Source organism: Rhodococcus koreensis (genome assembly GCF_900105905.1).
Lineage (GTDB): Bacteria > Actinomycetota > Actinomycetes > Mycobacteriales > Mycobacteriaceae > Rhodococcus_F > Rhodococcus_F koreensis.
In genome coordinates this window covers 8,479,768-8,504,057 of the sequence record NZ_FNSV01000005.1, presented here as the reverse complement: position 1 = coordinate 8,504,057, position 24,290 = coordinate 8,479,768, and the positions used below count along the sequence as shown (strand labels likewise).

The following is a 24,290-nucleotide window of genomic DNA, read 5'->3' as shown; positions in this document are numbered from 1 at the left end:
TCCCAGGCACACCGGCGGCCACGAAAGGCCGCGCGACCACGAAGGAGAACCACATGGCGATTCAGCGGATGGACCACGTGAGCGTCGTCGTCGACGACCTCGAGGCTGCTATTGCGTTCTTTGTCGAACTCGGTATGGAGCGGGAGGGCGAGGCGCGGATCGAGGGACCTTGGGTGGACCGCATCAACGGGCTCGACGGCGTCCGAGTCGACATCACGATGATGCGGACCCCGGACGGCCACGGCCGGCTCGAGCTGACGAAGTTCCACAACCCGACGGCGGTCAGCGCCGAGCCGAAGAACGCACTGGGGAACACGCTGGGTCTACGGAGCATCATGTTCGCCGTCGACGATATCGACGACACTGTCGCCGGTCTGCGAGCCCACGGCGCGGAACTCGTGGGACAGATGGCGCAGTACCAGGACAGCTACCGGCTCTGCTACGTCCGCGGCCCCGCGGGGATCATCGTCGCGTTGGCCGAGGAGCTGAACTGACGGCACGTTGCCGACAGGAGATCGGTGACCAGGCCGGTCTGCACAGGAGCATAGACTTTCGAACGTGGTCGACCCGATGCACTTCGAGGCGCACGCCGACACCTACGGTGAGGCGCGGCCGCCGTATCCGCCGGCCCTGTGGGACGGTCTTCGCCGTCTCGGTGTTCTCCAGCCCGGCCGCCGCGCCCTGGACATCGGAGCGGGAACCGGGCAGGCGACCGGTCCCCTGCTCGCCGCGGGCCTGAACGTCACTGCGGTGGAGCCCGGCCCTCAACTCGCCGCACACCTTCGACGTGCATATCCGGACGCGGCCGTCATCGTCGAACGCGTCGAGGACGCCGAGCTTCCGGAGAATGGCTTCGATATCGCGATCGCGGCCACTTCCATTCACTGGATCGATCTCGCTGTCGCTCTTCCGAAGGTCCACCGCGCGCTGACCCACGAGGGGAGGTTCCTGGTGTGGCGGAACGTCTTCGGAGACCCCGATGCCGGGACCCCGTTCCGGGAGCAGGTCGCACGGATCGTGCAGGACCGCGGCACACCACCACGCCCCGGACGCGATCCGGAGGATGTTTCAGCGCTCACCGCGGAGTTGATTCGTTCGGGCCTGTTCACCGTCGACGTGGTCCGCACGTTCCGGTGGAACATCGAACTGAACGACCGGCAGGTGTTCCGGCTGTTCTCGACGTTCAGCGACTGGACCGCAGAGGAGGCCGACCGCGCTGCCGCCGCTGTCCGGGAACTCGGAGGCACCGTGGTCGAGCACTATATGACCTGGCTCGTCGCATCGACCCCCGCCAAGATTCCGTGCGCGGATCGGCGGTAGGTCAGCGCCCGTGGTTGTGCATGATGTGTTTGGTGCGGGAGTATTCGTCGAGTGCGTAGACCGACAGGTCACGTCCGTAGCCGGATCCTTTGAACCCGCCCCAGGGGACTTCGTTCGCGAGGACGAGATGGGAATTCACCCACACGGTTCCGGCGTCGATGCGTGCGGCGACATCGTGGCTGCGACGGGCGTTCTCGGTCCAGACCGATGCGGACAGCCCGAAGGGGACATCGTTGGCGCGGCGGATGGCGTCGTCCTCATCGGTGAAGGTTTCGACGGTGACGACGGGGCCGAAGATTTCCTCGCGTGCACATTCGGCGCCGTCGGGCACACCGACGAGCACGGTCGGTGCGACGAAGTAGCCGGGGCCGTCCAGTGGCGCTCCGCCGATGGCCGCGGTGATTCCCTGCTGCGCAGCGCGTTCGAGGTATCCGGCGACGCGGTCGTAATGCGCCTTCGACACGAGGGGTCCGATTTCGACGTCGCCGACGGCAGGTTCGCCGACGACGAAAGTGGCAACCTGCGCGACGAGTTTGTCGACGAAGGCGTCGGCGACCGATTCGTGGACAAGGATGCGGCAGGCGGCGCCGCATTCCTGGCCGGAGTTCCAGTAGCTCGCCGCGCGCAGGGAAACGGCGGCGTCGTCAAGGTCTGCGTCGGCGAAGATCACCACGGGTGCCTTGCCGCCCAGCTCGAGGTGAACGCGTTTGAGGGATTCCGCTGCGCCGCGTGCGACGGCTTTGCCGCTGCCGACCGATCCGGTGAGGGCGATCATGTCGAGGTCGGGATGTTCGGTGAGGCGTGCTCCGACCGAGGCACCGAGTCCGGTGACGACGTTCAGGACACCTGCAGGCAGTAGGTCACCGACGAGTTCGGCGAACTTGAGCGTCGTCAGTGGGGTCTGCTCGGAGGGTTTGATGACGACGGTGTTCCCGGCGGCGAGGATCGGTGCGAGTTTCCAGGCGGCCATCAGCAGGGGGTAGTTCCACGGAGTGACGACGCCGACGACGCCGAGGGGTTCACGCAAGATGAGCGAGAGGTGGTGCTCGGCGTAGTCGCCCGCGGAGAGGGAGGTGGTGGCGCGCAGTGCGCCTGCCATGAATCGGAAGGTGTCGATGGCGCCGGCGACGTCGTCGTTCGAGACCTCGAACGGTTTGCCGGTGTTAGCAGATTCGAGGCGGGCGAGGATCTCGGAGTTCTGCTCGAGTCGGTCTGCGATGCGGTGCAGTATTTCCGAGCGTTGTTTGGGGACCAGCCGCGCCCAGTCGGGCTTGGCGGCGACCGCGGCGACGACGGCTCGGTCGACATCTGCGGCGGTGCCTTCGGGGATTCGGGTGATGACGGTTTCGGTGGAGGGGTCGACGATGTCCGTGAACGAGTCGGTCTCGCCGTCGACGAATTCTCCGCCGATGTAATGCTGCAACGGCGGGAGATCATCGGAGACCTTCAGTGAACCGTCGGTGGGTCGACGGACCGACGTGTGTCCAGTATGAGTGGGGATGGACATCGGACGAACCTCCATGGTGTTCTATGAAAATCGAACTGGCGCGTCGGCGTGGTTCCGACGGGTAAGAACTCGCGAAGGAAGCGCGCCCCCATCACGCGGGTTCCGCGCGAAGGACCGCGCACAGCGTCACATCGACGCCGTGCACGGTCCTCGAACGAAGAGCTCAATCTTTGCGATCCGCTGTAACGGTCGTGGCGCTGCTTTCCTCCCAGAAGTCGGCTCCTTCGATGCCGAGCGACTTCGGGTCGAAGGTCGGGTCGAGTCCGCGCTTCTTCTGCTGCTCGAAGTCGCGGTAGACCTTGTAGACCATGGGGAACAGCAGGACCAGGCAGGCGAGGTTGATCCAGGCAATCATTCCGAGCCCGATATCGCCGATGGCCCAGACGATTCCGGCGTTCACCACGGAACCCACGAAGACGATCGTGAGCGTGCCGATCTTGAGAATCAGCTTGGGCACCGGTCCCTTTCGCCCGTTCAGCAGGAACAGGAGATTCGAGTTCGCCACGTAGTAGTACAGCAGCAGACAGGTGAAGCCGAACAGGAACACTGCTACGGCGATGAAGCCCGCACCCCACCCCGGCGCCAGTGTGTCGATGGACTTCTGGACCCAGTTCGGCCCTGCCTCGACGCCGGGAAGATTCTCGACGAGATGTCCGCCGGAGCCGTCCGAGACGTTGTACTGGCCGGACACCACCATCATCAAACCCGTTGCCATGCAGATCAGCAGGACGTCGATGTAGATGCTGAACGTCTGGACCAGGCCCTGCTTGCCGGGATGCGAGGTCCGCGCCGCCGCGGCCGCGAAGGTGGCCTCACCGATGCCGTTCGCCGACGCGAAGACCGCCCGGCGAACACCCCACGCGACTGCGGCGCCCGCGATACCGCCCAAAACGGGATCGATACCGAACGCCGAGTTCACGATGAGCTTGATTGCGTCGGGGACGCTTTCGAGGTTCGCGAAGATCACGGCCAGTGCCAGCACGAGGTACCCGATTGCAAGAGTCGGAACGAGAGTCTGGGTGACTTTGACGATCCGCGTCGTGCCGCCGAAGATCACCAAAGCGATCAGCGCGGTGACGAAGACCGCAGGCACCCAGCTCGGCAAGCCGAACGCCAGCTGAGCACTGGAAGCGATGGTGCTGACCTGGAACCCGGGGAACATGAAGCCGTAGCCGACCAGCCCGAGAAACGCGATGAGCGCCGCGACCTTCGGAAGCTTCAGGCCGTACTTGATGTAGTACGGCATGCCGCCGATGTCCTCGCCGGCCTTCTTCCGGTCCTCGTCCTCCACCTGACGTTTGAACACCTGCGCGAGGGTGGCCTCGGCGTACCCGACGGTACAGCCGACGAGACCGGTCACGGCCATCCACAGCAGTGCGCCCGGTCCACCACCGCCGACCGCGGTTGCGACGCCCGCGATACTTCCGACACCGACGCGGCTCCCGAGAGCGAGCACGAGCGCTTGGAAGGAGGACAGGCCTCCCTCCCCCTCGCTGTGCTCCCTCAGCTGGCGAATCATGTCGGGAATGCGCCGGAATTGAATGCCTTTCATGGCGATGGTGTATGCCAACCCCAGGCCCAGGACGACATAGGCCATCGGTCCCCAGATTCCGTCTGCCAGAGTCGTGAGTAACTCGGCCCAGTCGATTTCCGGCACGATTTACCCGTTCCGGTCAGCGAGCTTCTTCAGAGCTCGTCCGATTCGCTCGACCTGCTCGGCGGGGAGCTCGGCCGTGGGTCGACGGGGAGCGCCGACCGGCTCGCCCTGCAGGGCAAGTCCCGCCTTGACGGCGGAGATGAACGGAACGGAGATCATCGAATCGATCACCGGGTACAGGTCACGCCACTTGGCGAGCGCGCCGTGGAGGTCGCCGTCGGCGATGAGCCGGTTGACTGCGACGATCTCGTCCGGAACCACGTTTGCGGCACCTGCCATGACTCCGGCAGCGCCCTCGACCAGAGCACTGTAGATGTAGGAGTCCCAGCCGATGAACGTACCGATCACGTCACTGTGGTGGTGGATCAGCTGCAGTGCCTGTTCCCAGTTCGCGCTCGAGTCCTTGATGTAGCGGATGTTGTCGACCTCTTCGGCCAGCGAGCGAACGGTGGCGGGGTCCAGGTTCACACCGGTGACCGCGGGGATGTTGTACAGCATGATCGGCAGTTCCACCGACGAAGCGACATCCTTGATGTACGCCACCGTCTCTTCGGTCGAGAGCGGCTCGTAGAACGGGGTGATCAGCATGAGCACGTCTGCACCCGACTTCTCGGCGGCGCGGGAAAGGCGGATGGCTTCGGCAGTTGTCGTGGCACCGGTCTGAGCGATGACGGGCACCCGGCCATCGGCATGTTCGATGACCGTGTCGACGAGCCGCCGGCGCTCGTCCGACGACAGCGCCCCGACCTCACCGGTCGATCCCGCGGCGACGACTCCGTCGACGCCCGCCTTGATCGAGCGGTCCACCACGACCTCGAGCTTGTTCACGTCGATCTGCTCGTCGGCGTCGAACGGGGTGGTCAATGCAGTGAGGACACCGCTGAGTTGCTTGGACATAAGAGTGACTCCTGGATCGTTGGCGGGTGTTGGGGGGTGTGCGGAATATCAGGCGCTGGCGGCCTGTGCGGCTACGGGGCTGCTGTGAAGTGTCTGACGGTGTGTGGCGAGCACACTGGTCACCTCTTGTGCGGCGGAGAACCCGGAGGTGATCGACGTTTCCGTGTAGAGCGTTCCGAGATAGTCGCCGGCCAGGAAGACGCGACCCGCTCCACGAGTCAGCGTGGGCTGCAGCTTCGCGCGACCCGGGAAGCTGTAGGGCGACGCATTCTTCCATCGCGCGGCCTTGGCCTCGACGACCGTGTCGGAGAATCCGGGCCCGAGGATCTGCTCGAGATCGGCGAGGTGGGTCTGTACGACCTCTTCGTCGCTCTTGTCGAGCAGTGCCTGACCCAGGGCTGCCGGCGAGAACGTCATGAAGCTGCCACCCGGCTGCCGTACGGACTCGCTGCCGCGCACGATGCTTGCCTGGTTCAGGGCAATCGCGAAGGAACGCTTCGGGGCAGCGATGGCGTAGATGTCGTCCCACGGCTGCTTCGTCTTCTCGTCGGTGAGGAACGCCGAGCTGACGTGGGGTCCGTACTTGACCTGCGCGAGCGCTTCACGCAGCTCCTGCGGCAGATCGACACCGACGCGATGCGACACGTCCGCGGTCGTGGCGAGAACGACGGTTCGCGCCTCTACCTCGTGGTCACGGCCGTCTTGGCGGTAGCGGACGACGACCGAATCCTTCTTGTGGACGACCTCCTGCACCTCCGCACCCAACTGAACGCGCTCGCCCAACGACGCGGCGAGGGCTTCGGTGAGGGTGGAGGGTCCGCCGACGATGCCGCGGCTCAGACCCTGTCCGAATCCGAGCACCAAACTGAAGTATCCGATGCCTGCACCGGCTGAGATCTGGTCCATGTTTCCGGCCGACCGGGTGACGGTGGTCTTGAACAGGGCGGCCGCATCCTCCGGCAGGTCTCCGACGAAATCGAGGAACGACTCGTCGTTCGCGAAGTTGTAGATTCGCTGCTGTCGCATTGCGCCGGACTCACCGGCGCGCGTCCGCACCACTCCGGTGTACTTTCCGACGCCCGCAACGATCTTCATTCCGGCACGCATGGTCGCCATCCGCGCCGACAGGGACATCGGGATCCGGAACGGGTAGGTGGCGATGTGTCCCTTTTTGAGGAACTTCCCGTTCATGGAGAGCGCCTGAAGCGACCCGGGAATGTCGACCGACATGACGCCTGCCTCGTTGAGCAGGGCTTCGGTCGACGATCCGGGGCCGGCGAACACGTGGCCACCCCAGTTCAGCCAGTACGACCCGCGACGCTCGGAGCGAATACGGCCACCGACGCGCTCGTCGGACTCCAGAACAAGAGTGTCCCAATGACGCAACCGCCAACCGGCAGAGAGTCCGGCCAGGCCCGCGCCGACAACAACTACATCTCGCACTTCGTATCTCCTTGACTAGCGCCGCGTCCCCCACCGGAGGCATCGGCGAGTTGCTGGCGAATCCTTGTTTCGGGACGCCCGTCCTGGCTTGCGGTAGCGCCGTTGAAAGCCAGGCCGGGTCGAGTCGCACATATCGGGTGTGATGGTGATGCCCGTCATACCCGGACCACCTAAGACTAAAGTGTGATCACAGATCACGCAATCCCGAATCGCGGAAATTTCGGCGATTCCCAAGACTGTGGCGAGCTGACCGTCCGGTCAGGAAGTGATACTGCTGGCGATCCCGTTCGCCGCCGCATTCGGAACGACCACCCACACCCGGCTCGAACATCAAGCCCTCGCGCTCCGCGCTGGTGTGCAGCAGGTCCCGGCCGTCCTGCTCGACGACACCCACCCCGCACCCGACACCCCCGAAGACGCCCTCCGCCCCACCGGCACCAAAGACAGCGCCCGCGCCCGCCGGTCGACACCCCACGGCGAGCACACCGCCGTCGTGCCCATTGACACCCCCGCCAAGGCCGGTCAAACAATCACCATCAGCATCGGCGCCGATGGCAAACTCACCGGACCCATCCCCAGCAGCCGGCAGAACACGGCCCTCGCGGCGACCGCGGCGACCGCGGCCTGCGGAGTCTGGGCACTGTCCGCCGGCGCCCTCCTTGTCCCCACCACACTCACACGCAAACTGCTGCACCGAAAGCGACTGCGGCAATGCGCGTACGAATGGAAACAGCTCGACACCCCACCGGGATAGCACTCGATAAGCCAGAGTGCGGCGATGCAGACTGATCTGGTGATGCTCACTGCGTCGAGCGCGATGTGGGGTCGAGTCCACGGAGGAAGGCCGCGAGGCCGGTGTCGAACTCGTGGTCTTGGCCGAGGGCGACGACTCGCCGTGCGATGTCGACGAAGTGAGACGCTGCCGCGTCGGTTCGATCGGTGGCGACGACGATCTCACCCCCGTCACCCGCCGTCTGCTGTTCGATCGCCGAACCGATGGTGTACCGCGAGATGGCGATCAGAGCCAGCGCGGCGTCCGTATCGCGGAAGCCCGCATCCTCCAGAAGCGCTATCTGTTCGATCGCGTTATCGAGACTCGGACTTCGCGCGCCCGTCGACGCGATCAGTCGGGCGCCGTCGACGAACTCCACCGCGCACCCGCCGAAGTGCGAGCCGATCTTCTTGCACGGCATCGCAGTACCAACTACTCCGTCGTCGACATCGAGCTCATCGACGAGCTCTATCGCGCCGAGTACGCCGAGCGAGTCAGCGGCGACCGTCGGCTGTTCATGCGCCGCGCATCGAGTGTCGACTCGGTCGTCGACACCGCGACCGGTATCAACGTCGTGGTCCGCGACCACATCAGCGGGGCCACCGACACACTCGAGTGTGACGCACTTGTGCTCGCGACCGGGTTTGAGCCGGCGCCACTACGTCCCATTCTCGGTGAGCTCGCACCGACGCAGACCGCCGAGCAAATCGTGTCCCGCGACTACCGACTCGCAACACCCGCAACCGTGACCGCGGGAATCTACCTGCAAGGCGGTACCGAAAAGACACACGGAATCACCTCGTCACTGTTGTCCAATGTCGCGGTGCGCGCAGGGGAAATTCTCGACTCCGTCGTCACCGGGCGAGGTGGCGAGGGCTGCAGCGTACGGGTCGACCCCAGTACCGAAACATCCCGCCGGGTGACTCCGGCAACAACGTTCGCAGGGAGCGCAACACGATGAGCACGAACCCGTTCGACGATGAAGACGGCCGCTTCCACGTTCTGGCGAACGCCGAGGATCAGCACTCGTTGTGGCCGATCTTCACGCAGATCCCGGCGGGCTGGGATGTCATGTTCGGAGAGGCGAGTCGCCCCGCTTGCCTAGCGTACGTCGAGAAGAACTGGACCGATATGCGTCCACGCAGTCTTCGCGAGATGATGGGCACCGTCGCTGCAGTGCCTGTGCCCCAGCGCTGAACTGTCGCAGTCAGAGCGGATTCACCCTCGTACAGGTCCATGGCGCTCAGGCCGCTGTCGACATGCAGCGGCTGCTGGCGCCCCTCTCCACCGGTTGCCGGTGGACGGCGGCTCAGCGGTCCCTTCCGGTCGGGGCGGGCCTTTCGTCACTGCTCATCCGGTGTAGTCCGAGAGGTCGTACACGGTGGCCGACCCCACGGTCGTCGGCTGGAAGTGGGCCGTCACCCAGTCCGCGATCTCGGAGTGCCGGTTTTCCCGTCCCGCGGCGTTCGCCGGGATCCCGCCGGCACCCGCCGCGCTCGGCCGGGTGGTGCCGGCGCCGGGTGCCGTGTTGGGTGCGGTGTTGGGCTGGTGGTCGTCGCCTCGGTTCTCGACGATGTAGTAGGTCACCCGGTGGCCGGTGATGTCGTCGATGAACTGTCCGAGCGTCGGCGCCGGGTCACTTCCGGTGAACCCGCCGACCGCCATGACCGCTGTGCCGGTGGAAAGTTCGAGGTCGGCGGCGGCCGAGGAGCGGTCGATCGCCACCGACCATGTGGTGCCGGTAGCCGCGAGCAGGTGATCGAGTTCGGGATTGTCCGCGTTCTCACCGAACATCCCGCCGCCGCGACCGCCGGGCTGCGACGTGGCCGCGGGCCCGACGGTCGGGCCGCCCCCGAGGTGCGGCTGCCCGATCGTCTCGATCGCATACGCGGTGGGGCCGCCGAGCGCGGCGACCACACCGGCAATGAGCGCTGCTGTCGAGAGCCACCGGACCGGGCGCGCAGCCCGGGACAGCACGATCGCGAGGGCAGCGAACACGGCTAGCAGTAGTAGCGCCCACCGCAATTGCGGAAACCAGCTGCTGTTGCGGCCAAGGATCCACCAGCCCAGACCCCGGCGGTGAGCACCAGCGAGGCCAGGCCCACCAGGCCCAGCCACGACCCGCGCCGGACCCACATCTCGTGTCCACCGATGGCCACCATGCCGGCGATCGCCGGCGCAATCGAGAGACTGTAGTAGGGGTGGATGGTCCCCTGCATGTAGCTGAGCACCAGCCCGTCGACGATCAACCAGCCGCCGAACACGATCCCGCCCGCCCGGACGAGATCGGTGCGTGGTGCCCGCCACCGGGACACGATCACCAGGACGGCGGCGAGCAGTGCTGCGGGCAGCAGCCAGGCGATCTCGTACCCGAATTCACCGGTGAACAGCCGGGGCAGCCCCTGCGTCTGCCCGCCGAATCCGCCGTGGGCAGATTGTTCTGTCGCGGGAGTGCCGGCGTCGGGCAGCTGACCCGTCGCGAACGCGGACGCGCCCGGGCCGGGTCCGGGCCCCTGCCCATCGGGGTGGTTGCGGCCGAGGACCCTGGCGAACCCGTTGTAACCCAGCACCAGGTTCATGAAGCTGTTGTCCGTCGACCCAGCCAGGTAGGGGCGGGCGGACGACGGCCAGAGCACGGTGAGCAGGACGTACCACCCGGACGAGACGATGAGTGCGGTCGCTGCGCCGACCAGGTGCACCAACCGGGTACGCAGCGGCGTCGGCGCTGCGATCAGGTACGCGAGCCCCAATGCCGGCAGCACCATCAGGCCCTCGAGCATCTTCGACAGGAACGCAAATCCCAGGACGACACCCGCCAGGGCGATCCACTTCGCGCTCGCGCGTTCGAGAGCACACACCGTGCCGTAGGCCGCCGCGGTCATCAACAGCACCATCACCGCGTCGGGATTGTTGAACCGAAACATCAACGCCGCCACTGGGGTCACCGCGAGGACGGCACCGGCGAGTAGACCGGCTGCGCGGCCACCGATGCGGGCGACCGCCGCATACAGCAACGCCACCGCGCCGACCGCCATCAGCGCCTGCGGGATCATCATGCTGGCACTACCGAAGCCGAACATTCGGCCGGACAGCCCCATCACCCACTGCGACAGCGGGGGCTTGTCGACGGTGATGAAATTCTCCGAGTCGAGCGAACCGAACAGCAGCGCCTCCCAGTTCCTCGAACCGGCCTGCGCAGCCGCGGCGTAGAACTGGTTACCCATCCCGTTGACGGTGATGTTCCACAGGTACATCACCGCGGTTCCGACAAGCAGCACAATCAGACCCGCGCGTTCCCACCCTGCGATCCGGCCGGGTTCTGCGGGGTCAGTCGACTGTTCGGGCGCTTCCGTCGTAGTGGTCACACCGCATTCACCCACGCCCAGCTGCTCGGGAACTGTCAGCACCCTGTGAAGTAGCTGGCAACTCGGGCTCGTTTTCGTTCGGCCATCCATGGCAGCGCCTCCGAGAACGCGCCGGCGGCCAACTGCCAGGTGTGCCTGCTGCTGACCATGTGCACCGAGCAGGTGATCGCCTACGCGCTCGCGGCGGCGCAGAGATTCTCTGCGGCGCCCTGATTGTCGGGGTTCGAGGCACGGTCCCGCCCGCCGTACCCGTCCGCGGCCGCATCGGCCTGCGGAGGCCGAGACGCGGCGCCACCACCGCGGCCGCCGCCCCGTCCGGCCGTGGTGGTGTCCTCGAACCAGCCCGACACCCCGGTGTAGGGCCCATGGTCGGCGAGCACGATCATCGGGTCGAATCGGGACCACTGTGCCTCGTCGCCGCCGTAGAGTCGTTGCGGGCTACCGGCCCGGGACGGCACAGCTGCCGGTCATCATCTTCCGCAGCTTCTCGAGATCTGACGCAAGATCAACACCGTGCGCTCACGCGCGGGCAACATCGGAAGCAGCTCCTGCTCGGCGCGGATCCCCGTCGGTGCACATGACCGCGTGCCGGTGGAGTTCCTTTCGCACAGCCTTTTCCTGGCTGGACCTGATACCAGGGGGTGTCCCCAGCGCCGTTGCCCCTCGGGGTGTGCAGTTTCAGGCCGCATGTGCGGTCTGATGGACCGTCTCGTATTCGACGGGCGTCAGTCGACCGAGCCCCCGCTACCGGCGCCGACTACACCGCCAGTCCTGTCGTCATCACGAAACTCTCCACCAACACCGAACACTCCTCCAGAAACTCCCCGAACCGCATCAACGCCTCCGTCGCGAACTCGACACCATCGCATACCTAGAAGGAGACGAAGTCTCGCCCGCAGCACTCAAACCGCAGAAGCAGGTACCGCCATACGCCAAACGACCCATGCGCAACCTCGCAGATCACACCACAATTGAGACCACTCGGATCACAGTCGAACCGTCAGAAGGAGGCCGCCGGACACAACGTCCGCACCACAACTTCACTCGCAGACACGCAGGCAGCACACCCCGCGCAGCCGCAGACAGGCAACATGCGCCCCCTTTTGAGGGATCGGTGCTGCACTCCCCGATCGCACCACCCCTGGTGCGGTCGGGGGATCACCCCGCCCGTACGACGGCACCGTCGTACGGGCGGGCCTCCCTGCGCCCGACACCGACCGCCGGCCCCGACCGGACAGCTTCACCGTCGCTCTCCACACCGCCAGCTTCATCGCCGTTGCCGCTACCCGCCCGGCCATCGACCGCGCCAAACTCGACGATCTGATGCCCACGCACAGAACACGATTAACGCGCATCGACTGAATCCAAGGTGCGGGTTGTCGGCGCCAAACCCCGTCGGCACGTAAGTACGGCCCGCCCGAGAAAGTCATGTGTCGTGGGTCACACTTTGGCGATGCGGGCTGGCGGCGGATCTACCATTTCCTCGCACCGGAACACGAAGGAGTAGGTCGACAAGCCACTGCTGCGCCAGCCAAACCTCCACTGGTCAGCAGGGATTGGTGAGCACCAGTCCTGCCGAAAACCGTGAATCCGGTCGACAGTTTCACACGCAGCAAACGTCCGAGGAGATATCAGCGAGTCCAACTACCCAGGTACACCATCGCCGAACCGCACGTCCCGGCGAGGTCCCTGCCGGACCGCTTTGACTCACCTGGGTAGCACACCGAATCTCGGAGCGACGACGCGCGTATGCCACAGCGGCCGAGATGGTTTCAGCTTCCGCCGATACTCCAGCCGTGGGCTCGACGCTCCGAGCTCAGCCCGGTCCGACTGACACCCGCGAAAAGCACACCGGCACACTCCCTGCACCCGTCGTCGACCTCAGCCGACACAGATCAGGACACCCACCACCGCTACTGCGACCAGCGAGGCGCCGCCGCAGATCAGCCACGCCCGCGTTGCCAGCTGCCGGCACTGATCGCACCGCTCGTCCACGCCCGCGACCGGTCCCCTCGGGTTCGGATCAGGGGCTCGGGACTGCGAGAGACGGCGGACCTTCGCGTCCGCCCGTGCTGCCACACCGAGCGAGACGGGAACAACCACCAGTGCAGCCACCAGTAGACCGACCATTGCGCCGATGTTCGTCCCGAACATTGTCGTTCCTTCCACACCACCAGGGCCCGCTATAGGTACCGCGCGTTGATCACCGGTCGTAACGCCGCCACCGGCCCAGGTCCATGAGCCGCGGCGGGCCTACACGCCGGGCATCGGGAACTTCCACACCGCCACCACGACCACGCCCATGATGAGCCCGGCGTACAGGACAGTGCCAACCACACTGACCCGCAACGTATTCAGCAGATTGGTACCCGGATTCTCGGCGATCGGTGCCATGACAACTCTTCTCTCAGGTGCAGATATTCTCGGTTGCCACGTCGATGACGTGGCGTACCAGCTACCTTGGACCGACTTCGGCACCTGCACATTGACCGAAATACCTGCACCCATACCCGTATTTGGGTATGGGGGCTTGGGTCTCGGCTAAGAGTTGCAACCGAACATCCCCGAGCGCCAGGCTTCCCCCATAGATTCAGCTGTGTTTTACGTCACATATTCGGCGTCTGCACTCTGTCGCCCACGCATTTCGCGTCACCGGCACAGATCATGCGGCGGTTGCCGACCAGCTCCGAGCACAATCAGATATGCTGTAGCACAGAGCAATCGGCCGTCTCGACCGATCGGGGTTCTCACGCAACTGCTCGATAACCAAAGTGCGCCGCCACTGCGGTGGCGAAGTACAACACATCAGGTCCGGTCGCACACCCCTGTCGCAGCTCGCGACGATCGCGACTGAGCAACTCCAACCGGATCATGCATGGCGTACGAGGACGTGAAATAACACTTACTGGTCGGTAATTCGGAAGGTGCGAAAATAGTGCAATGGCATGGATCACATTCCCTGGACTTCCATGCGCCGGCTCACCAACATCATTGATGCGCTGCTCGTTACTACGTGCAGGTTGTCCGTGTAGCGCCCCTGCCAGCTGATATACATCGTTGGCGGGGGCTGCGCTTGGCTACGCCACAACAGTCAACCGGGGCCGCCCGGACAAGACGCCGGCCATCGGCGTACCCGAACTCGGCAGACCGCTTCCGACTCGTACATGAAACCCTCTGTCCTCCAGTCACAGTCGCCGTCACTGCGCAGAGCCGACACCGACAACCGGCCCCACGGCCGACATCTCCACACGATGTCGAAGCGTGTGCGCCGGTCACATCCACGACCTTCACCGCGTGCGGATCCCACCCTACGGACAGCCCCCGGGCACGAAATAGGTATATCTACCGGTCGTTCTACCGTCGTCGGATGGACATCTCGCGAGGAGTGTTGGAGTCGAACAACCCCCGAACCCTGCAAGTCGAGGCCCCCTATGCACGATCAGCTCCACTGCTCCCCCCTCGTCGCACGCGACGTGTGCACCATCCGCCACTGCGATCAGTGCCACACCATGCTCGCCGCCAACCCATCCACGTGCTCGTCGTGCCGCAGCACCGAACCGAGCAATGCTCCCTCGTCGGAAACGGCAGGGTCGTGTCGTAGATCGTCGTCGAGTCGCCCGGTCGGACGGGCACCGACTTCACCACCTGTCACCGTCGCGATCGTCGCGCTCGACGATCGGACCGTCAGGCATACACCTGAGTCGACGACTCCCTCACCCCGGGTGCCCGGGGCAAACTCCGCGTCCGCGATGACCGGATGAATGCGGGCCAGCCGACCTCGCCGTTCTTCAGAACGATGTCTGTGCCCTGACTGCCTTGCCGAAGGCTGAGCCTGAAGCCCACGGCCACCGGCAGACAGAGTCCCGCTGCTTCAGGCTCCCGGAAGTCAGCGTGGAGAAATCGTCACATCGAGCCCAGCTCGCCGCCACGAAGAGCGGCCTCGAGATAGTTGCTCGAGGCCGCGAAGAAGAGAGAACTCAATTGAGAAGGCAATACGGGTTTCTAGCGTGTCTCGCAGTCACCCTCGGCGCATTCCTGGTCAACACGCCGACGGCATCGGCCACCGGTGTCGTCTCCAACGGTATTCCCTGGACCGACGACCTGAACCCGATCCCACAGCCCCCCGGCGTCATCGATTTCTGCACGATGGGCGTCGTCGGTACCGACTCGATCGGCAACAAGATCGGCATCTCCGCCGCCCACTGTGTCGACGACGCACCCGACGGTGCGCCCGTCTACCGCTACACGCCGACCGGACCGCGGGAACACCTCGGGAACATCGCGTACCGCAGCCCCGGCGGCGGCACCGGCGTCGACTGGGTGGTCATCCGCCTCAACGCTGACGCGGTACTCACATCAAATGGTCCCAGTGCCCGGGTCGACGGGATCGGCGCCTCCGACCCGGTCGGTCCTCATTGCAAGGACGGGGCCGGTACCGGCGTTCATTGCGGGTCGATCACTTCGCAGAACATGACACGGTTCTACAGCAACGCCCAATCAGGCGGTGGCGACTCGGGTGGTCCCGTACTTCAGAACAACACCGAGATCGTGGGCATGGTCCGCGGATTCGACACTGCGCTCTTCGCATTCGAGTACATCAAATTCGCTGCCGTCCTCGACGGCATCTACGCCCAACCCAACCCTGTCGGCAAGGGCTTCGTCGTCACCAATAACTAACCCGCATCCCAGAAACCCCGAAGCTGAGAAAACGTCGCGGACTCAGGTCGGGTAGAACCGGGGACTACCAGAGCTGCTGCACAATCAGCCACAACCATTCTCGGACAGGTTGAGGAAACGGGCTGTAGTACAACCACCAATTGTCCATTGTCCGTCCTTCCGCATGGGCGCCCCGGCGGTCCGTCGATCATACGTCCGACGTCTCGACAACGACGGGCGATCCGACCTGTCCGACCCCGTAGTTCTTGTCACGCAGCGGCAGACGCGGATCTGTTGTCCCAATTTACGCTGACACGCGAAACGAAGCACATGCCCCGCAATCGAACTGGCGTGGCCCCGACCATGCTGCGGGCACTCAGACTCCGCTGAGACTTGATACGAATTCGTCGACGGCGCCGCTGCGGCCTGGGACGACCACTTTCTCGAAGAGGGTCAGGATCAGCTCGTCAAGGTGGTCGGTGTGCGCGTGGGTGGTGCGCGTGACGCTGACAGAACGGCGTCCGCGTCCGCGCACGAGTTCTGCGAGCAGTGCTCCGTCACGCTCAGCGGTCGCCTTACGGCCGGACGTGTGCCGAAGTGTGTATACGCGTCCGGAAAGGGTGACTTCGGCTCTTTTGTACTTGCGGCGCATCCTTCCGGCCATTTGGTCCGTGACGGCCCCGGTGGTTCCGTCGGCCAGTTCCAGAGATGCTGGTACGCCCTTGCGTAACGCGGCACCGTAACGGTCAATGCGCTCGGCCAGGGATTCTCGCGTGAGGCGGGAGAAGTGGGCGGTGAACTCGTCACCGGGTCCCGGGCGCAGTGTGGCGCGGGCGATATGCGACGGATCGATCAGCGTGACCGAGGACAGGTCGTTGCTGATTCGGGCGGTCCATCCGGTGATTGTTGGTTGATTCCACGACATGTGGTGATTCTGTCAGGCCCGTGTGCAGACCGCGTGACCCGCATCGCGGGCCTTACTCCCCACGTGCCATCAAGCGATCGAGATCAGTAGATCTTGACGGGTACCGTTGCGGCGGACGTGAGTTCCAGCAGTTCGGCGTAGGCCGCGCAGCACCTGGTGTGTGGATCTGCACCGCCGGCCCACGCTAGATCCTGCTGGGCCAGGTCGGCATCGAGGATGGTCCGTAGGGGCCGTGGATGCCCGATCGGCGAGACCCCGCCCCGACGCACCCCGATGCACGTATTGCCTGTTCAACAGCATCTTCGAGGTCCGTTTCTACAAATGTAGGGCAGATCGCGGAAAGCTCTCGTCATTTGCCGGTCGTGACCCAGCTCACGAATTCGTAGCGTTGAGGTCGGTAACAAACGGCCTCGCAGATCGCGAGAAGTCCCCCTCGATAGGAGCATCTGATGACATCCACCGTTGGCTTTGTCGGCCTCGGCAACATCGGTAGCCGGGTGGTCGCACACCTGGTCAAGGCAGGTCACGACGTCGCGGTGTACGACCTGAACACTGCGGCGGTGGAGGCGGCGGTCGCGCTCGGTGCCCGCTCGGTGTCCTCGCCGGTGGAGTCCGCGACGAAGGCGGAGGCGCTGTTCCTGAGCCTGCCCACGCCGGCGATCGTCGAGGGCGTCGTCACCGAGGTGCTGTCACTGGGCAACCAGGGACTGATCATCGTCGATCACAGCACCATCGATCCCGACACCTCCCGTCGCCTCGCCGAGAATGCACAGGCCGCCGGCGCGAGCTTCCTCGACGCTCCTGTCAGCGGCGGCGTGCAGGGCGCCGAGGCCGGCACCCTCGCGGTGATGCTCGGCGGCGACGAGGCCACGGTGAAGAAGGTGATCCCGCTCATCGAGAGCTACGCGGGCAACATCTTCCACATCGGCCCGTCGGGCAGCGGTCAGGCGATCAAGCTCGCCAACAACCAGATCACGGCCGCGAACATCGTCGCTCTCGGTGAAGGTCTGAGCAGTGCCGTCGCGGCCGGTGTCGACCTGGACACCGCGGTCGCGGTGCTGACGAAGAGCTCGGCAAACAGCAACGTGCTGAGCAACTACTTCCCCAAGACGCTGTTCACCGAGGAGCGCCCCACCGGGTTCGCGCTCGATTTCATGCACAAGGACCTCGGCCTGTTCCTCGCCGCGGCGGGCAAGGCCAAGCTCCCCACCCCGGTCACCGGCCTGGTGCGTGATCTGTTCAGCATCGGCCAACGCGACGGCCGCGGCGGCAAGGACTTCACCAGCGTCGTCGAATTCTACGAAGACTTCACCGGCATCCGCCTGCAGACGAAGGGAAATGACAAGTGAGCACCCCCACCCTGACCACCGCCACCAAGGTCAGCCAGCTCATCGGCGGCCAGTGGGTCCCGGCCGACTCCGGCAACTTGATCGAGGTCGAAAACCCCGCCCGCCGAGAGGTTCTGGCCCTCATTCCGGACTCCGGTGCGGCCGACGTCGACCGGGCTGTCGCCGCGGCGAAGGCCGCGTTCGGACCGTGGAAGGCGTTGCCGGCCCGCGACCGCGGCGCCCTGCTGATCAAGATCGGCGACACGATCGCCGAGAACTCCGAAAAGCTGGCCCGGATCATCGCCTCGGAAACCGGTAACGCGCTGCGCACCCAGGCCCGCGGCGAGGCGGCCAGCGGTGCGGACATCTTCCGCTTCTACGGTCAGATCGCCTCCGAGCAGAAGGGCGAGACCCTGCCGTTCGGAGAGAACCTGGTCAGCTACACCGTCCGTGAGCCGCTCGGTGTGGTCGGCGGTATCGTCCCGTGGAACGCGCCGGTCACATTGTCGTCGTTGAAGATCGCGATGGCCCTCGCGATGGGTAACACCCTGGTCCTCAAGACCGCCGAGCTGGCCCCGCTCGCGGTGCTCCAGCTCGCCGAGTGGGCGCACGAAATCCTGCCGGCCGGCGTGCTCAACGTGCTGACCGGTTCGGGCCAGAAGGTCGGGGTGCCGCTGTCGAAGCACCCCGACGTCGCGAAGCTGACCTTCACCGGTTCCACCGGGGTCGGCAAGGAAATCCTCGCCGCGGCCGCGGACCGGATCGTGCCGGTCACCCTCGAACTCGGCGGCAAGTCCCCGGCGATCGTGTTCCCCGACTCCGACGACGACGCCACCGTCGACGGCGTCATCTCCGGTATGCGGTTCACCCGGCAGGGTCAGTCCTGCACCGCAGGGTCGCGCCTGTACCTGCACGAGGACATCTTCGACTCGTTCCTCGAGAAGCTGAAGACCAAGCTCGCCGCCTTCACGATCGGTGACCCCCTCAACGGCGCCACCCGCCTCGAGTTGCACCTCGCGCTCAAAGCCCGCCGCTGGACCCGACGCCCGCGGATCTGAACCTTCCGAACCAGGCGGGCGTACCCGGTCCGGCGATCGGCGACTTGCCTCCACGCGAACCCCGATCAGGCAGACTGAAAGCGCTGGTCGGCCCGCGCCCGCGAGCGCGTGGTGCCCGGACCGACGGGCCTGGAGGAGCACCGTGTTCCAACGCGCGACCGACACCACCGGAGCCGGGCACGTCCTCGACGAATCGCAGGTCGCCGAGGACGCCCCACCTCGCCGACCGTGGCGCGAACTGCTGATGTCCACCCCGGGCCGGCTCACCCTCCTCGGCGCTCTGTTGATTTCAGCCACCCTGGTCGCAGGGGTGGTGCCGTCCGTCTCGGTTGGGGCCCGCCAACAACAAATCCAGACGCTGCGCGGCCATACCGAACCGCTGGCGGTAGCAGCGCAGTCGCTGTACAGCTCACTGTCGATCGCCGATGCAGCCGCCACCACCTCGTTCATCTCCACCGACGCCGATCCGACGACGCTGCTGCACACCTACAATCAAGCGCTTGCGGACGCCTCGGCAGCGCTGGTCGTCGCCGGCACCGGAGTCGACCCGCAGAACCGGGACGCCGTGCAGCAGTTGACGGACATCTCCCGACACCTCGGCGTCTACGCCGGACTGATCTCGACCGCCCGCGCCAACGACAACGCCGGAAACCCGATCGGGGTGGCCTACCTCGGTGACGCGTCCGCGCTGATGCAGGACACCGTGCTGCCGATGGCGCACACCCTCTACTCGGACCAGATCCGTGCCGTCGCCGATACCCAGACCCGAACCGAACAGCTTCCCACGGCTGCGCTCGCGACCACGATCGCGGTCCTGGCGTTGCTCGTCCTCGCACAGCTGTATCTGGTGCGCAAGACGCACCGGCGACTGAACCCTGCCCTGCTCGCCGCCACCGCGCTGGTGGCAGTCATCGCGCTGTGGGTGGGCACGGCCGGTCTGGTGTCCTCGACAGCCGGCGCGCGTGCACGGGTGGAGGGCACCGAGCCGCTCAGTGCGATCGCGAGCGCCGGAATCCTCGCGCAGCAGGCCCGCGCCGACGAAACGCTGTCGCTGTTGCAGCGCGGTTCCGACAGCCGGCCCGAGGTCGACTACACCGCGCACACCGCCGCGCTCGCACACCTGATCGCACAGACCCCGCCGGGATCTGCGGCCGCCACCCCCGTGGCCACGGCGAACGCGGACCTCGAACGGTGGCGCCAGGCTCACACTCGCCAGCAGCAGGCACTCGACCGCGGCGATTATCACGGCGCCGCACGCATTGCGGTGGGTACCGGTGCCGACGACTCCGCGGCCGCCTTCGACGACCTCACCACACACATTCAGGAGGCGATCACTGCGTTGCGGGAAGAGGCAGTGAACGCCACCACCGAGTCGTATCGGGCCCTGTCGGCCCTGGCGGACGGTGCGGTCGCGTTGAGTGTGCTCGCCGCGCTCGCCGTCGGCGCCGGGGTGTGGCCCCGAGTGAACGAGTACCACTGATGCGGCCCCACCCCCTCATGACCGCGTGCCGGAACCTCTTCGGCGTGTTGATCACGGCCGCGGTCCTCCTCTCGGGATGCTCCGCGCCGCAAAAGCTCTCGCCGCCGTCCAACGAATCCTACGGTGACCTCCCCCTCCCGAACGGCGCGACGATCATCACGCCCATCGCCGCCACCGGCGGCACTGCCCCGCCCGAACCGCAATCACCAGCAGAGTGCGGCGCCCTTGCCAGCCTTCGCCCCGCACCGCCGGGCGCGGCATCCGCAGGCGGGGCGGTCGCCGCGATTCGCGCGCGCGGCCGGTTGATCGTCGGTGTCGACCAGAGCACCAACCTGATGAGCTTCCGCGACCCGGTGACCGGCACCCTGTCCGGTTTCGACGTCGACATCGCACGGGAAATCGCACGGGATCTGCTCGGGGATCCGTCCCGGATCGAATTTCGCCTCCTGACATCGGCCGCCCGACTCGACGCACTGGAGAACAACGACGTCGACATCGTCGCCCGCACCTTCACGATCACCTGCGCACGTGCGGAACGAATCGCGTTCTCGACCGTATATTTCCGGGCGAGCCAACGCCTGCTGGTGCGCACCGACGACGCACCAGAGACTCCGGTGAACCTGGAGAGTCTGGCGAACCGGAGAGTGTGCTCGCTCGTCGACACTCCCTCGCTCGATACCGTGCAGCGGCTGGTGCCCACCGCGACGATCGTCGCCGTCCGGGACCTCGACGATTGCCTCATCGTTCTCCAACAGCGCCAGGCCGACGCCGCGAGCACCGATGACGTCATCCTGGCGGGGATGGCAGTGCAGGATCCGCACCTCGAGGTCACCGGCCCCGAGCTGCAGTTGGATCAGTACGGCATCGGCGTGAACATGGACCACGACGACCTCGTGCGGGCAGTCAACGGCACCCTCGAACGCGTACGCTCCGACGGGACCTGGATGCGTTTGTACGACCGCTGGCTTGCCGCCCCGCTCGGTCCGGTGGCCGGCCCGCCCACCCCGACCTACCGTGATTGACAGCGGCAGGCAACGTTGATGCGGTCGGGCCTTCCCCTGCGCCGGGCTCGCCCTCGGCGGCGACGAATCTCCCAGCTGACCGCCCGGTGAACGCGAAACGCTGCACACACATCGGCCACGAGGGCTAGCATCCCCGATCGTGACAACATTGCGCGGCGTGCCGATGACATTTTTGCGAATTAATTATCAATTGCTGCGCATCCCTTTGCAATTCGTGGAGTACGTCGCAATCACGCAACTCGACGAACGAGCGCCGGCGCGCCTCGCCTACGAGCAATTGCTGATTCGGTGCGATCGCGCGGCCGCCTATTTTCTCGACGACGAGAACGCCGACGGCCGAGCGGCGGAACTTCACCGACATACGACTGCCGTTCGAGCCGGGATCGCCCGTCGACAACAGCAAGTAGATGCCGACAGCGCGACGCTCCTGGATCTCCAGCGCGCCCGGTTCCATCAGCGCCGCCACCCCCGCAGGGCCACCGACCCGGCGTGACGCACCGCGCTTCGCCGGCGCGGCAGCGGCCGATGAGGTCGAGCACCGGGCCGACCACTCACCGGCACAGGCTCCGTTCGGCGGTGGCGATCAGGATGCGAGCGACCTCGTCGACGGGGAGGCTTCGCCCCGAGAAGAGCTGGTCGAAGCTGTCGAAGCTCGCCAGCAACCAGAGCAGGTCTGCGGCCTCGTCGACGGTGACGTCCGGCCGCAGGACGTCCTGCTCGGCCAGCCGCCGGGCGAGGTGGACCATCCCCCCGGCCCTGTTCTCCTCGATCCGCTCGATGGCCCCGCCGACGGCATCCGCGTCGAGTTGAGCCATCGAGAACAGTGCCCGGAAGACGTCGCGGTGGGCTGCGAACACCCGGACTCCCGCATCCATCCCGCCGCGCAGGTGCTCGCGCGCGTCCGGGTGCTCCACCGCGTCCACCACCCCCTGGAAACCTGCCCGGTTCCACCACAAGTCGGTGGTGAGTGCGTCGAAAAGCCCGGCTCGTGAACCGAACACCAGGTAGACGGTGGAGCGGGAGACACCCGCCGTCCGGGCCACTTTGTCGACACTCACCGGTGTGGCCGGCGCTTCCCGCAGCCGCTCGTAGACCGCGTCGAGGATGTTGCGCCGTGTTTCCTCGGCCGCCTCCGCACGCAGGCGCTGCTGGTACTTCCTGGTCGCCACAGGCGTCACTCTAACATTTTCACTTGACATGTCGTCTCGTGAAGTTCACGCTTGTAATCGAAAGACATACTGTCCGGCGAAATTGGGAAGTGTCTGTGCACTCCCCTGGCACCGGGACAACCCGCCTTCCGACGAAGGAGCTGACGTCGTGAACAGCCCGACCACACCCACCCACCCGCAGAGTCCCCCGGCGTCCACTCCTGTCCTGGTGGTCGGTGCGGGACCGGCGGGACTGACCGCGGCCATCACCCTGGCTCGCCACGGGATCGAGGTCCTGGCGGTGGAGCGGCGACCGGCCCCCTCCGGCCTACCGCGGGCGGCCTCGGTCAGTACCCGCACGATGGAATTGCTGCGTTCCTGGGGCCTGGAACAGGAGATCCGGGCTGGCGGGGTGGAGGTCGAATGGAAGCAATGGGTCGGTCCCACGCTCGCCGCGACCGGTGACGCACACCTGACGAGCTTCCCGACCCGTGAACAGAGCGCGGTCCTCAGCCCGACCGCCCCTGCCTCGGTTCCGCAGGATCACCTCGAGCCCGTGCTGCTGGACCACCTACGGTCGTTCGGCTCCGCTCGAGTGGAAATAGGTACCGAGGTCGCCGGCCTCGACAACCGATCCGACGGTGTCGACGTGACACTGCGCGACGTCGAAAGCCGCGAAACCCGATCCGTCCACGCCCGCTTCCTCGTCGCGGCGGACGGCGCACGCAGCACGGTGCGTGCTGCCCTCGGGATCGCCATGCGTGGGCCGGGCCGTCTGTCCCAGGCCATCGGAACCGAGTTCCGCGCCCCGCTGTGGGAACTGCTCGGCGACCGCCGCTTCTGCATCTACGCCGTCACCCACCCCGAAGCCGCGGGGGTCTTCGTACCGGCCGGCCGCGGTGACCGATGGGTGTACGGCGTGGAGCACGACCTCGCCCGGCAGTCCGTGTCGAGTCTGACGAAGGAGCAGGCCGCCCGCCTCATCCGGCTCGGCAGCGGACTGGCCGACCTGGAGCCGCGCATCGAACGCATCGGGACGTTCACGTTCGCCGCACAGCTCGCGGACCGCTGGCGGGACGGCGCCGTGTTCCTGACCGGCGACGCGGCGCACCAGATCACGCCACGTGGGGGCACGGGAATGAACACCGCCATCCAGAGCGCCCACGACCTAGGGTGGAAACTCGCTTGGGTGCTGCACGGTTGGACCGGCCCGCAGCTGCTGGACACCTACGAAACCGAACGCCGACCGGTGGCCGCGCACAACGTGGCCCGCTCGGCCGATCCGCTCGGCGGAACCCGGCTCGCCGCGCAGGAATTGCCTGCAGACCTCGGCGGCCGAATCCCGCACGTCTGGCTGCCCTCCCACGCCCACACGGTGTCCACCCTGGACCTGCTCGAACCCGGGCTGACGCTGTTCACGACGCACCCGAGCGCGTCCTGGCAGCGCGCCGCGACCACTCCTTCCGGGCCACCGCTCGTCGTCCACGACCTCGACGCCATCACCGCCCGCGGAATGGGGATCCCCCACGGCGGGGCGCTCCTGGCCCGGCCGGACGGGTCGACGGCCGGATGGTGGCCGGCAGGCACCGAACCAGGCACTGCACTCCGCCACGCAATCCAGGCCCTGGTGACGCCAGCGGAGACTGCGGATCGGCTTGCGGAAGGTGCCGGCTCCCGTTGAGCGGAGCAGGAAGTACCGGAGGAGGCTCGCA

25 protein-coding genes and 1 pseudogene are annotated in these 24,290 nt (G+C 66.1%); 12 read left to right on the top strand and 14 right to left on the bottom strand.

What is annotated here, in order from left to right; translation table 11 throughout:
* Positions 1-53: 53 nt before the first annotated feature.
* Together BLV94_RS43400 and BLV94_RS43395 are read left to right on the top strand one after the other, a co-directional pair.
* Positions 54-494, top strand: a complete 441-nt coding sequence (locus tag BLV94_RS43400) for a VOC family protein (RefSeq protein WP_072941602.1) — start codon at positions 54-56, stop codon at positions 492-494.
* A gap of 64 nt (positions 495-558) precedes the next feature.
* Positions 559-1,320, top strand: coding sequence for a class I SAM-dependent methyltransferase (locus BLV94_RS43395; RefSeq protein WP_072941603.1), 762 nt, complete (start codon positions 559-561; stop codon positions 1,318-1,320).
* Between the two features lies 1 nt (position 1,321).
* On the opposite strand, the gene BLV94_RS43390 is transcribed toward BLV94_RS43395, so the two are convergent.
* The 4 genes from BLV94_RS43390 to BLV94_RS43375 form a co-directional block, all read right to left on the bottom strand.
* The gene (locus BLV94_RS43390; RefSeq protein WP_072941932.1) at positions 1,322-2,827 is read right to left on the bottom strand and encodes an aminobutyraldehyde dehydrogenase; all 1,506 of its coding nucleotides are present in this window, start codon (positions 2,825-2,827) and stop codon (positions 1,322-1,324) included.
* A gap of 163 nt (positions 2,828-2,990) precedes the next feature.
* On the bottom strand, positions 2,991-4,424 hold the full coding sequence (locus BLV94_RS43385) for an alanine/glycine:cation symporter family protein (protein ID WP_072941933.1): 1,434 nt from the start codon (positions 4,422-4,424) through the stop codon (positions 2,991-2,993).
* Positions 4,425-4,487: 63 nt separating this feature from the next.
* A complete protein-coding gene (gene dapA / locus BLV94_RS43380; protein WP_072941606.1) occupies positions 4,488-5,381 on the bottom strand; it encodes a 4-hydroxy-tetrahydrodipicolinate synthase in 894 nt (297 codons plus the stop codon).
* A 48-nt stretch (positions 5,382-5,429) separates the two neighbouring features.
* A complete protein-coding gene (locus BLV94_RS43375) occupies positions 5,430-6,824 on the bottom strand; it encodes a protoporphyrinogen/coproporphyrinogen oxidase (RefSeq protein WP_072941607.1) in 1,395 nt (464 codons plus the stop codon).
* A gap of 265 nt (positions 6,825-7,089) precedes the next feature.
* Here BLV94_RS43375 and BLV94_RS43370 point away from each other — a divergent pair, with 265 nt between their 5' ends.
* Positions 7,090-7,578 carry an Rv1733c family protein gene (locus BLV94_RS43370; RefSeq protein WP_072941610.1) on the top strand — a complete coding sequence of 163 codons (489 nt, stop codon included), beginning with the start codon at positions 7,090-7,092 and terminating at the stop codon, positions 7,576-7,578.
* 46 nt (positions 7,579-7,624) lie between these two features.
* On the opposite strand, the gene BLV94_RS51185 is transcribed toward BLV94_RS43370, so the two are convergent.
* Positions 7,625-8,017 (bottom strand): TetR/AcrR family transcriptional regulator C-terminal domain-containing protein, encoded by a 393-nt coding sequence (locus tag BLV94_RS51185; protein ID WP_244163775.1) that lies wholly within the window; start codon positions 8,015-8,017, stop codon positions 7,625-7,627.
* Here BLV94_RS51185 and BLV94_RS51180 point away from each other — a divergent pair.
* Both BLV94_RS51180 and BLV94_RS43360 read left to right on the top strand, forming a co-directional pair.
* Positions 7,958-8,557: pseudogene (locus tag BLV94_RS51180) on the top strand (SidA/IucD/PvdA family monooxygenase); the annotation flags it as partial. The gene BLV94_RS51185 and the pseudogene BLV94_RS51180 overlap by 60 nt on opposite strands.
* Positions 8,554-8,793 (top strand): MbtH family protein, encoded by a 240-nt coding sequence (locus tag BLV94_RS43360; RefSeq protein ID WP_072941615.1) that lies wholly within the window; start codon positions 8,554-8,556, stop codon positions 8,791-8,793. The pseudogene BLV94_RS51180 and the gene BLV94_RS43360, both read left to right, overlap by 4 nt.
* A gap of 153 nt (positions 8,794-8,946) precedes the next feature.
* On the opposite strand, the gene BLV94_RS51885 is transcribed toward BLV94_RS43360, so the two are convergent.
* The 6 genes from BLV94_RS51885 to BLV94_RS49760 all read right to left on the bottom strand — a co-directional run bounded on the left by BLV94_RS51885 (position 8,947) and on the right by BLV94_RS49760 (position 14,613).
* Complete coding sequence (locus tag BLV94_RS51885; protein ID WP_307718312.1) at positions 8,947-9,594, bottom strand: mannosyltransferase YkcB-related protein; 648 nt, start codon at positions 9,592-9,594, stop codon at positions 8,947-8,949.
* A gap of 2 nt (positions 9,595-9,596) precedes the next feature.
* Positions 9,597-10,961 (bottom strand): ArnT family glycosyltransferase, encoded by a 1,365-nt coding sequence (locus BLV94_RS51880; RefSeq protein WP_307718313.1) that lies wholly within the window; start codon positions 10,959-10,961, stop codon positions 9,597-9,599.
* Between the two features lie 170 nt (positions 10,962-11,131).
* The gene (locus tag BLV94_RS43350) at positions 11,132-11,419 is read right to left on the bottom strand and encodes a hypothetical protein (RefSeq protein WP_072941617.1); all 288 of its coding nucleotides are present in this window, start codon (positions 11,417-11,419) and stop codon (positions 11,132-11,134) included.
* Between the two features lie 1,423 nt (positions 11,420-12,842).
* Positions 12,843-13,115: a hypothetical protein gene (locus BLV94_RS43345; protein WP_072941620.1), complete on the bottom strand. Its 273-nt coding sequence runs from the start codon at positions 13,113-13,115 to the stop codon at positions 12,843-12,845.
* 99 nt (positions 13,116-13,214) lie between these two features.
* Positions 13,215-13,355, bottom strand: a complete 141-nt coding sequence (locus BLV94_RS49765; RefSeq protein ID WP_167372219.1) for a hypothetical protein — start codon at positions 13,353-13,355, stop codon at positions 13,215-13,217.
* A gap of 1,102 nt (positions 13,356-14,457) precedes the next feature.
* A complete protein-coding gene (locus tag BLV94_RS49760; protein WP_167372218.1) occupies positions 14,458-14,613 on the bottom strand; it encodes a hypothetical protein in 156 nt (51 codons plus the stop codon).
* 329 nt (positions 14,614-14,942) lie between these two features.
* On the opposite strand from BLV94_RS49760, the gene BLV94_RS43340 reads away from it, so the two are divergent.
* The gene (locus BLV94_RS43340) at positions 14,943-15,638 is read left to right on the top strand and encodes a chymotrypsin family serine protease (RefSeq protein ID WP_072941622.1); all 696 of its coding nucleotides are present in this window, start codon (positions 14,943-14,945) and stop codon (positions 15,636-15,638) included.
* Between the two features lie 355 nt (positions 15,639-15,993).
* Here BLV94_RS43340 and BLV94_RS43335 read toward each other — a convergent pair whose 3' ends face one another.
* Both BLV94_RS43335 and BLV94_RS52250 read right to left on the bottom strand, forming a co-directional pair.
* Positions 15,994-16,542: a hypothetical protein gene (locus BLV94_RS43335; RefSeq protein WP_072941624.1), complete on the bottom strand. Its 549-nt coding sequence runs from the start codon at positions 16,540-16,542 to the stop codon at positions 15,994-15,996.
* An 83-nt stretch (positions 16,543-16,625) separates the two neighbouring features.
* Positions 16,626-16,811 carry a YbaK/EbsC family protein gene (locus BLV94_RS52250; protein ID WP_072941627.1) on the bottom strand — a complete coding sequence of 62 codons (186 nt, stop codon included), beginning with the start codon at positions 16,809-16,811 and terminating at the stop codon, positions 16,626-16,628.
* Between the two features lie 180 nt (positions 16,812-16,991).
* On the opposite strand from BLV94_RS52250, the gene BLV94_RS43325 reads away from it, so the two are divergent.
* From BLV94_RS43325 to BLV94_RS43305, 5 genes are all read left to right on the top strand, one after another.
* Positions 16,992-17,891 (top strand): NAD(P)-dependent oxidoreductase, encoded by a 900-nt coding sequence (locus tag BLV94_RS43325; protein WP_072941629.1) that lies wholly within the window; start codon positions 16,992-16,994, stop codon positions 17,889-17,891.
* A complete protein-coding gene (locus BLV94_RS43320; RefSeq protein WP_244163774.1) occupies positions 17,888-18,928 on the top strand; it encodes an aldehyde dehydrogenase family protein in 1,041 nt (346 codons plus the stop codon). Before BLV94_RS43325 ends, BLV94_RS43320 begins: the two co-directional genes overlap by 4 nt.
* 142 nt (positions 18,929-19,070) lie before the next feature.
* The gene (locus tag BLV94_RS43315) at positions 19,071-20,408 is read left to right on the top strand and encodes a hypothetical protein (RefSeq protein WP_072941632.1); all 1,338 of its coding nucleotides are present in this window, start codon (positions 19,071-19,073) and stop codon (positions 20,406-20,408) included.
* Entirely contained in the window at positions 20,408-21,430 is a 1,023-nt protein-coding gene (locus BLV94_RS43310) for a glutamate ABC transporter substrate-binding protein (protein ID WP_072941635.1), read from the top strand. Before BLV94_RS43315 ends, BLV94_RS43310 begins: the two co-directional genes overlap by 1 nt.
* 139 nt (positions 21,431-21,569) lie before the next feature.
* On the top strand, positions 21,570-21,923 hold the full coding sequence (locus BLV94_RS43305; protein WP_371851552.1) for a hypothetical protein: 354 nt from the start codon (positions 21,570-21,572) through the stop codon (positions 21,921-21,923).
* Positions 21,924-21,981: 58 nt separating this feature from the next.
* Here BLV94_RS43305 and BLV94_RS43300 read toward each other — a convergent pair whose 3' ends face one another.
* Positions 21,982-22,599, bottom strand: a complete 618-nt coding sequence (locus tag BLV94_RS43300; protein WP_072941640.1) for a TetR/AcrR family transcriptional regulator — start codon at positions 22,597-22,599, stop codon at positions 21,982-21,984.
* 148 nt (positions 22,600-22,747) lie between these two features.
* Here BLV94_RS43300 and BLV94_RS43295 point away from each other — a divergent pair, with 148 nt between their 5' ends.
* Entirely contained in the window at positions 22,748-24,259 is a 1,512-nt protein-coding gene (locus BLV94_RS43295) for an FAD-dependent monooxygenase (protein WP_072941642.1), read from the top strand.
* The last annotated feature ends 31 nt before the right edge of the window (positions 24,260-24,290 follow it).

Excerpts from the sequence above, each read along its gene's own strand:
- BLV94_RS43345 (WP_072941620.1), bottom strand. The coding sequence starts at position 13,115 with ATGTTCGGGACGAACATCGGCGCAATGGTCGGTCTACTGGTGGCTGCA.
- BLV94_RS43390 (WP_072941932.1), bottom strand. The coding sequence starts at position 2,827 with ATGTCCATCCCCACTCATACTGGACACACGTCGGTCCGTCGACCCACC.
- dapA (WP_072941606.1), bottom strand. The coding sequence starts at position 5,381 with ATGTCCAAGCAACTCAGCGGTGTCCTCACTGCATTGACCACCCCGTTC.
- BLV94_RS43335 (WP_072941624.1), bottom strand. The coding sequence starts at position 16,542 with ATGTCGTGGAATCAACCAACAATCACCGGATGGACCGCCCGAATCAGC.
- BLV94_RS43385 (WP_072941933.1), bottom strand. The coding sequence starts at position 4,424 with ATGGCCTATGTCGTCCTGGGCCTGGGGTTGGCATACACCATCGCCATG.
- BLV94_RS43310 (WP_072941635.1), top strand. The coding sequence starts at position 20,408 with ATGCGGCCCCACCCCCTCATGACCGCGTGCCGGAACCTCTTCGGCGTG.
- BLV94_RS43325 (WP_072941629.1), top strand. The coding sequence starts at position 16,992 with ATGACATCCACCGTTGGCTTTGTCGGCCTCGGCAACATCGGTAGCCGG.
- BLV94_RS43360 (WP_072941615.1), top strand. The coding sequence starts at position 8,554 with ATGAGCACGAACCCGTTCGACGATGAAGACGGCCGCTTCCACGTTCTG.
- BLV94_RS49765 (WP_167372219.1), bottom strand. The coding sequence starts at position 13,355 with ATGGCACCGATCGCCGAGAATCCGGGTACCAATCTGCTGAATACGTTG.
- BLV94_RS43400 (WP_072941602.1), top strand. The coding sequence starts at position 54 with ATGGCGATTCAGCGGATGGACCACGTGAGCGTCGTCGTCGACGACCTC.
- BLV94_RS51185 (WP_244163775.1), bottom strand. The coding sequence starts at position 8,017 with ATGCCGTGCAAGAAGATCGGCTCGCACTTCGGCGGGTGCGCGGTGGAG.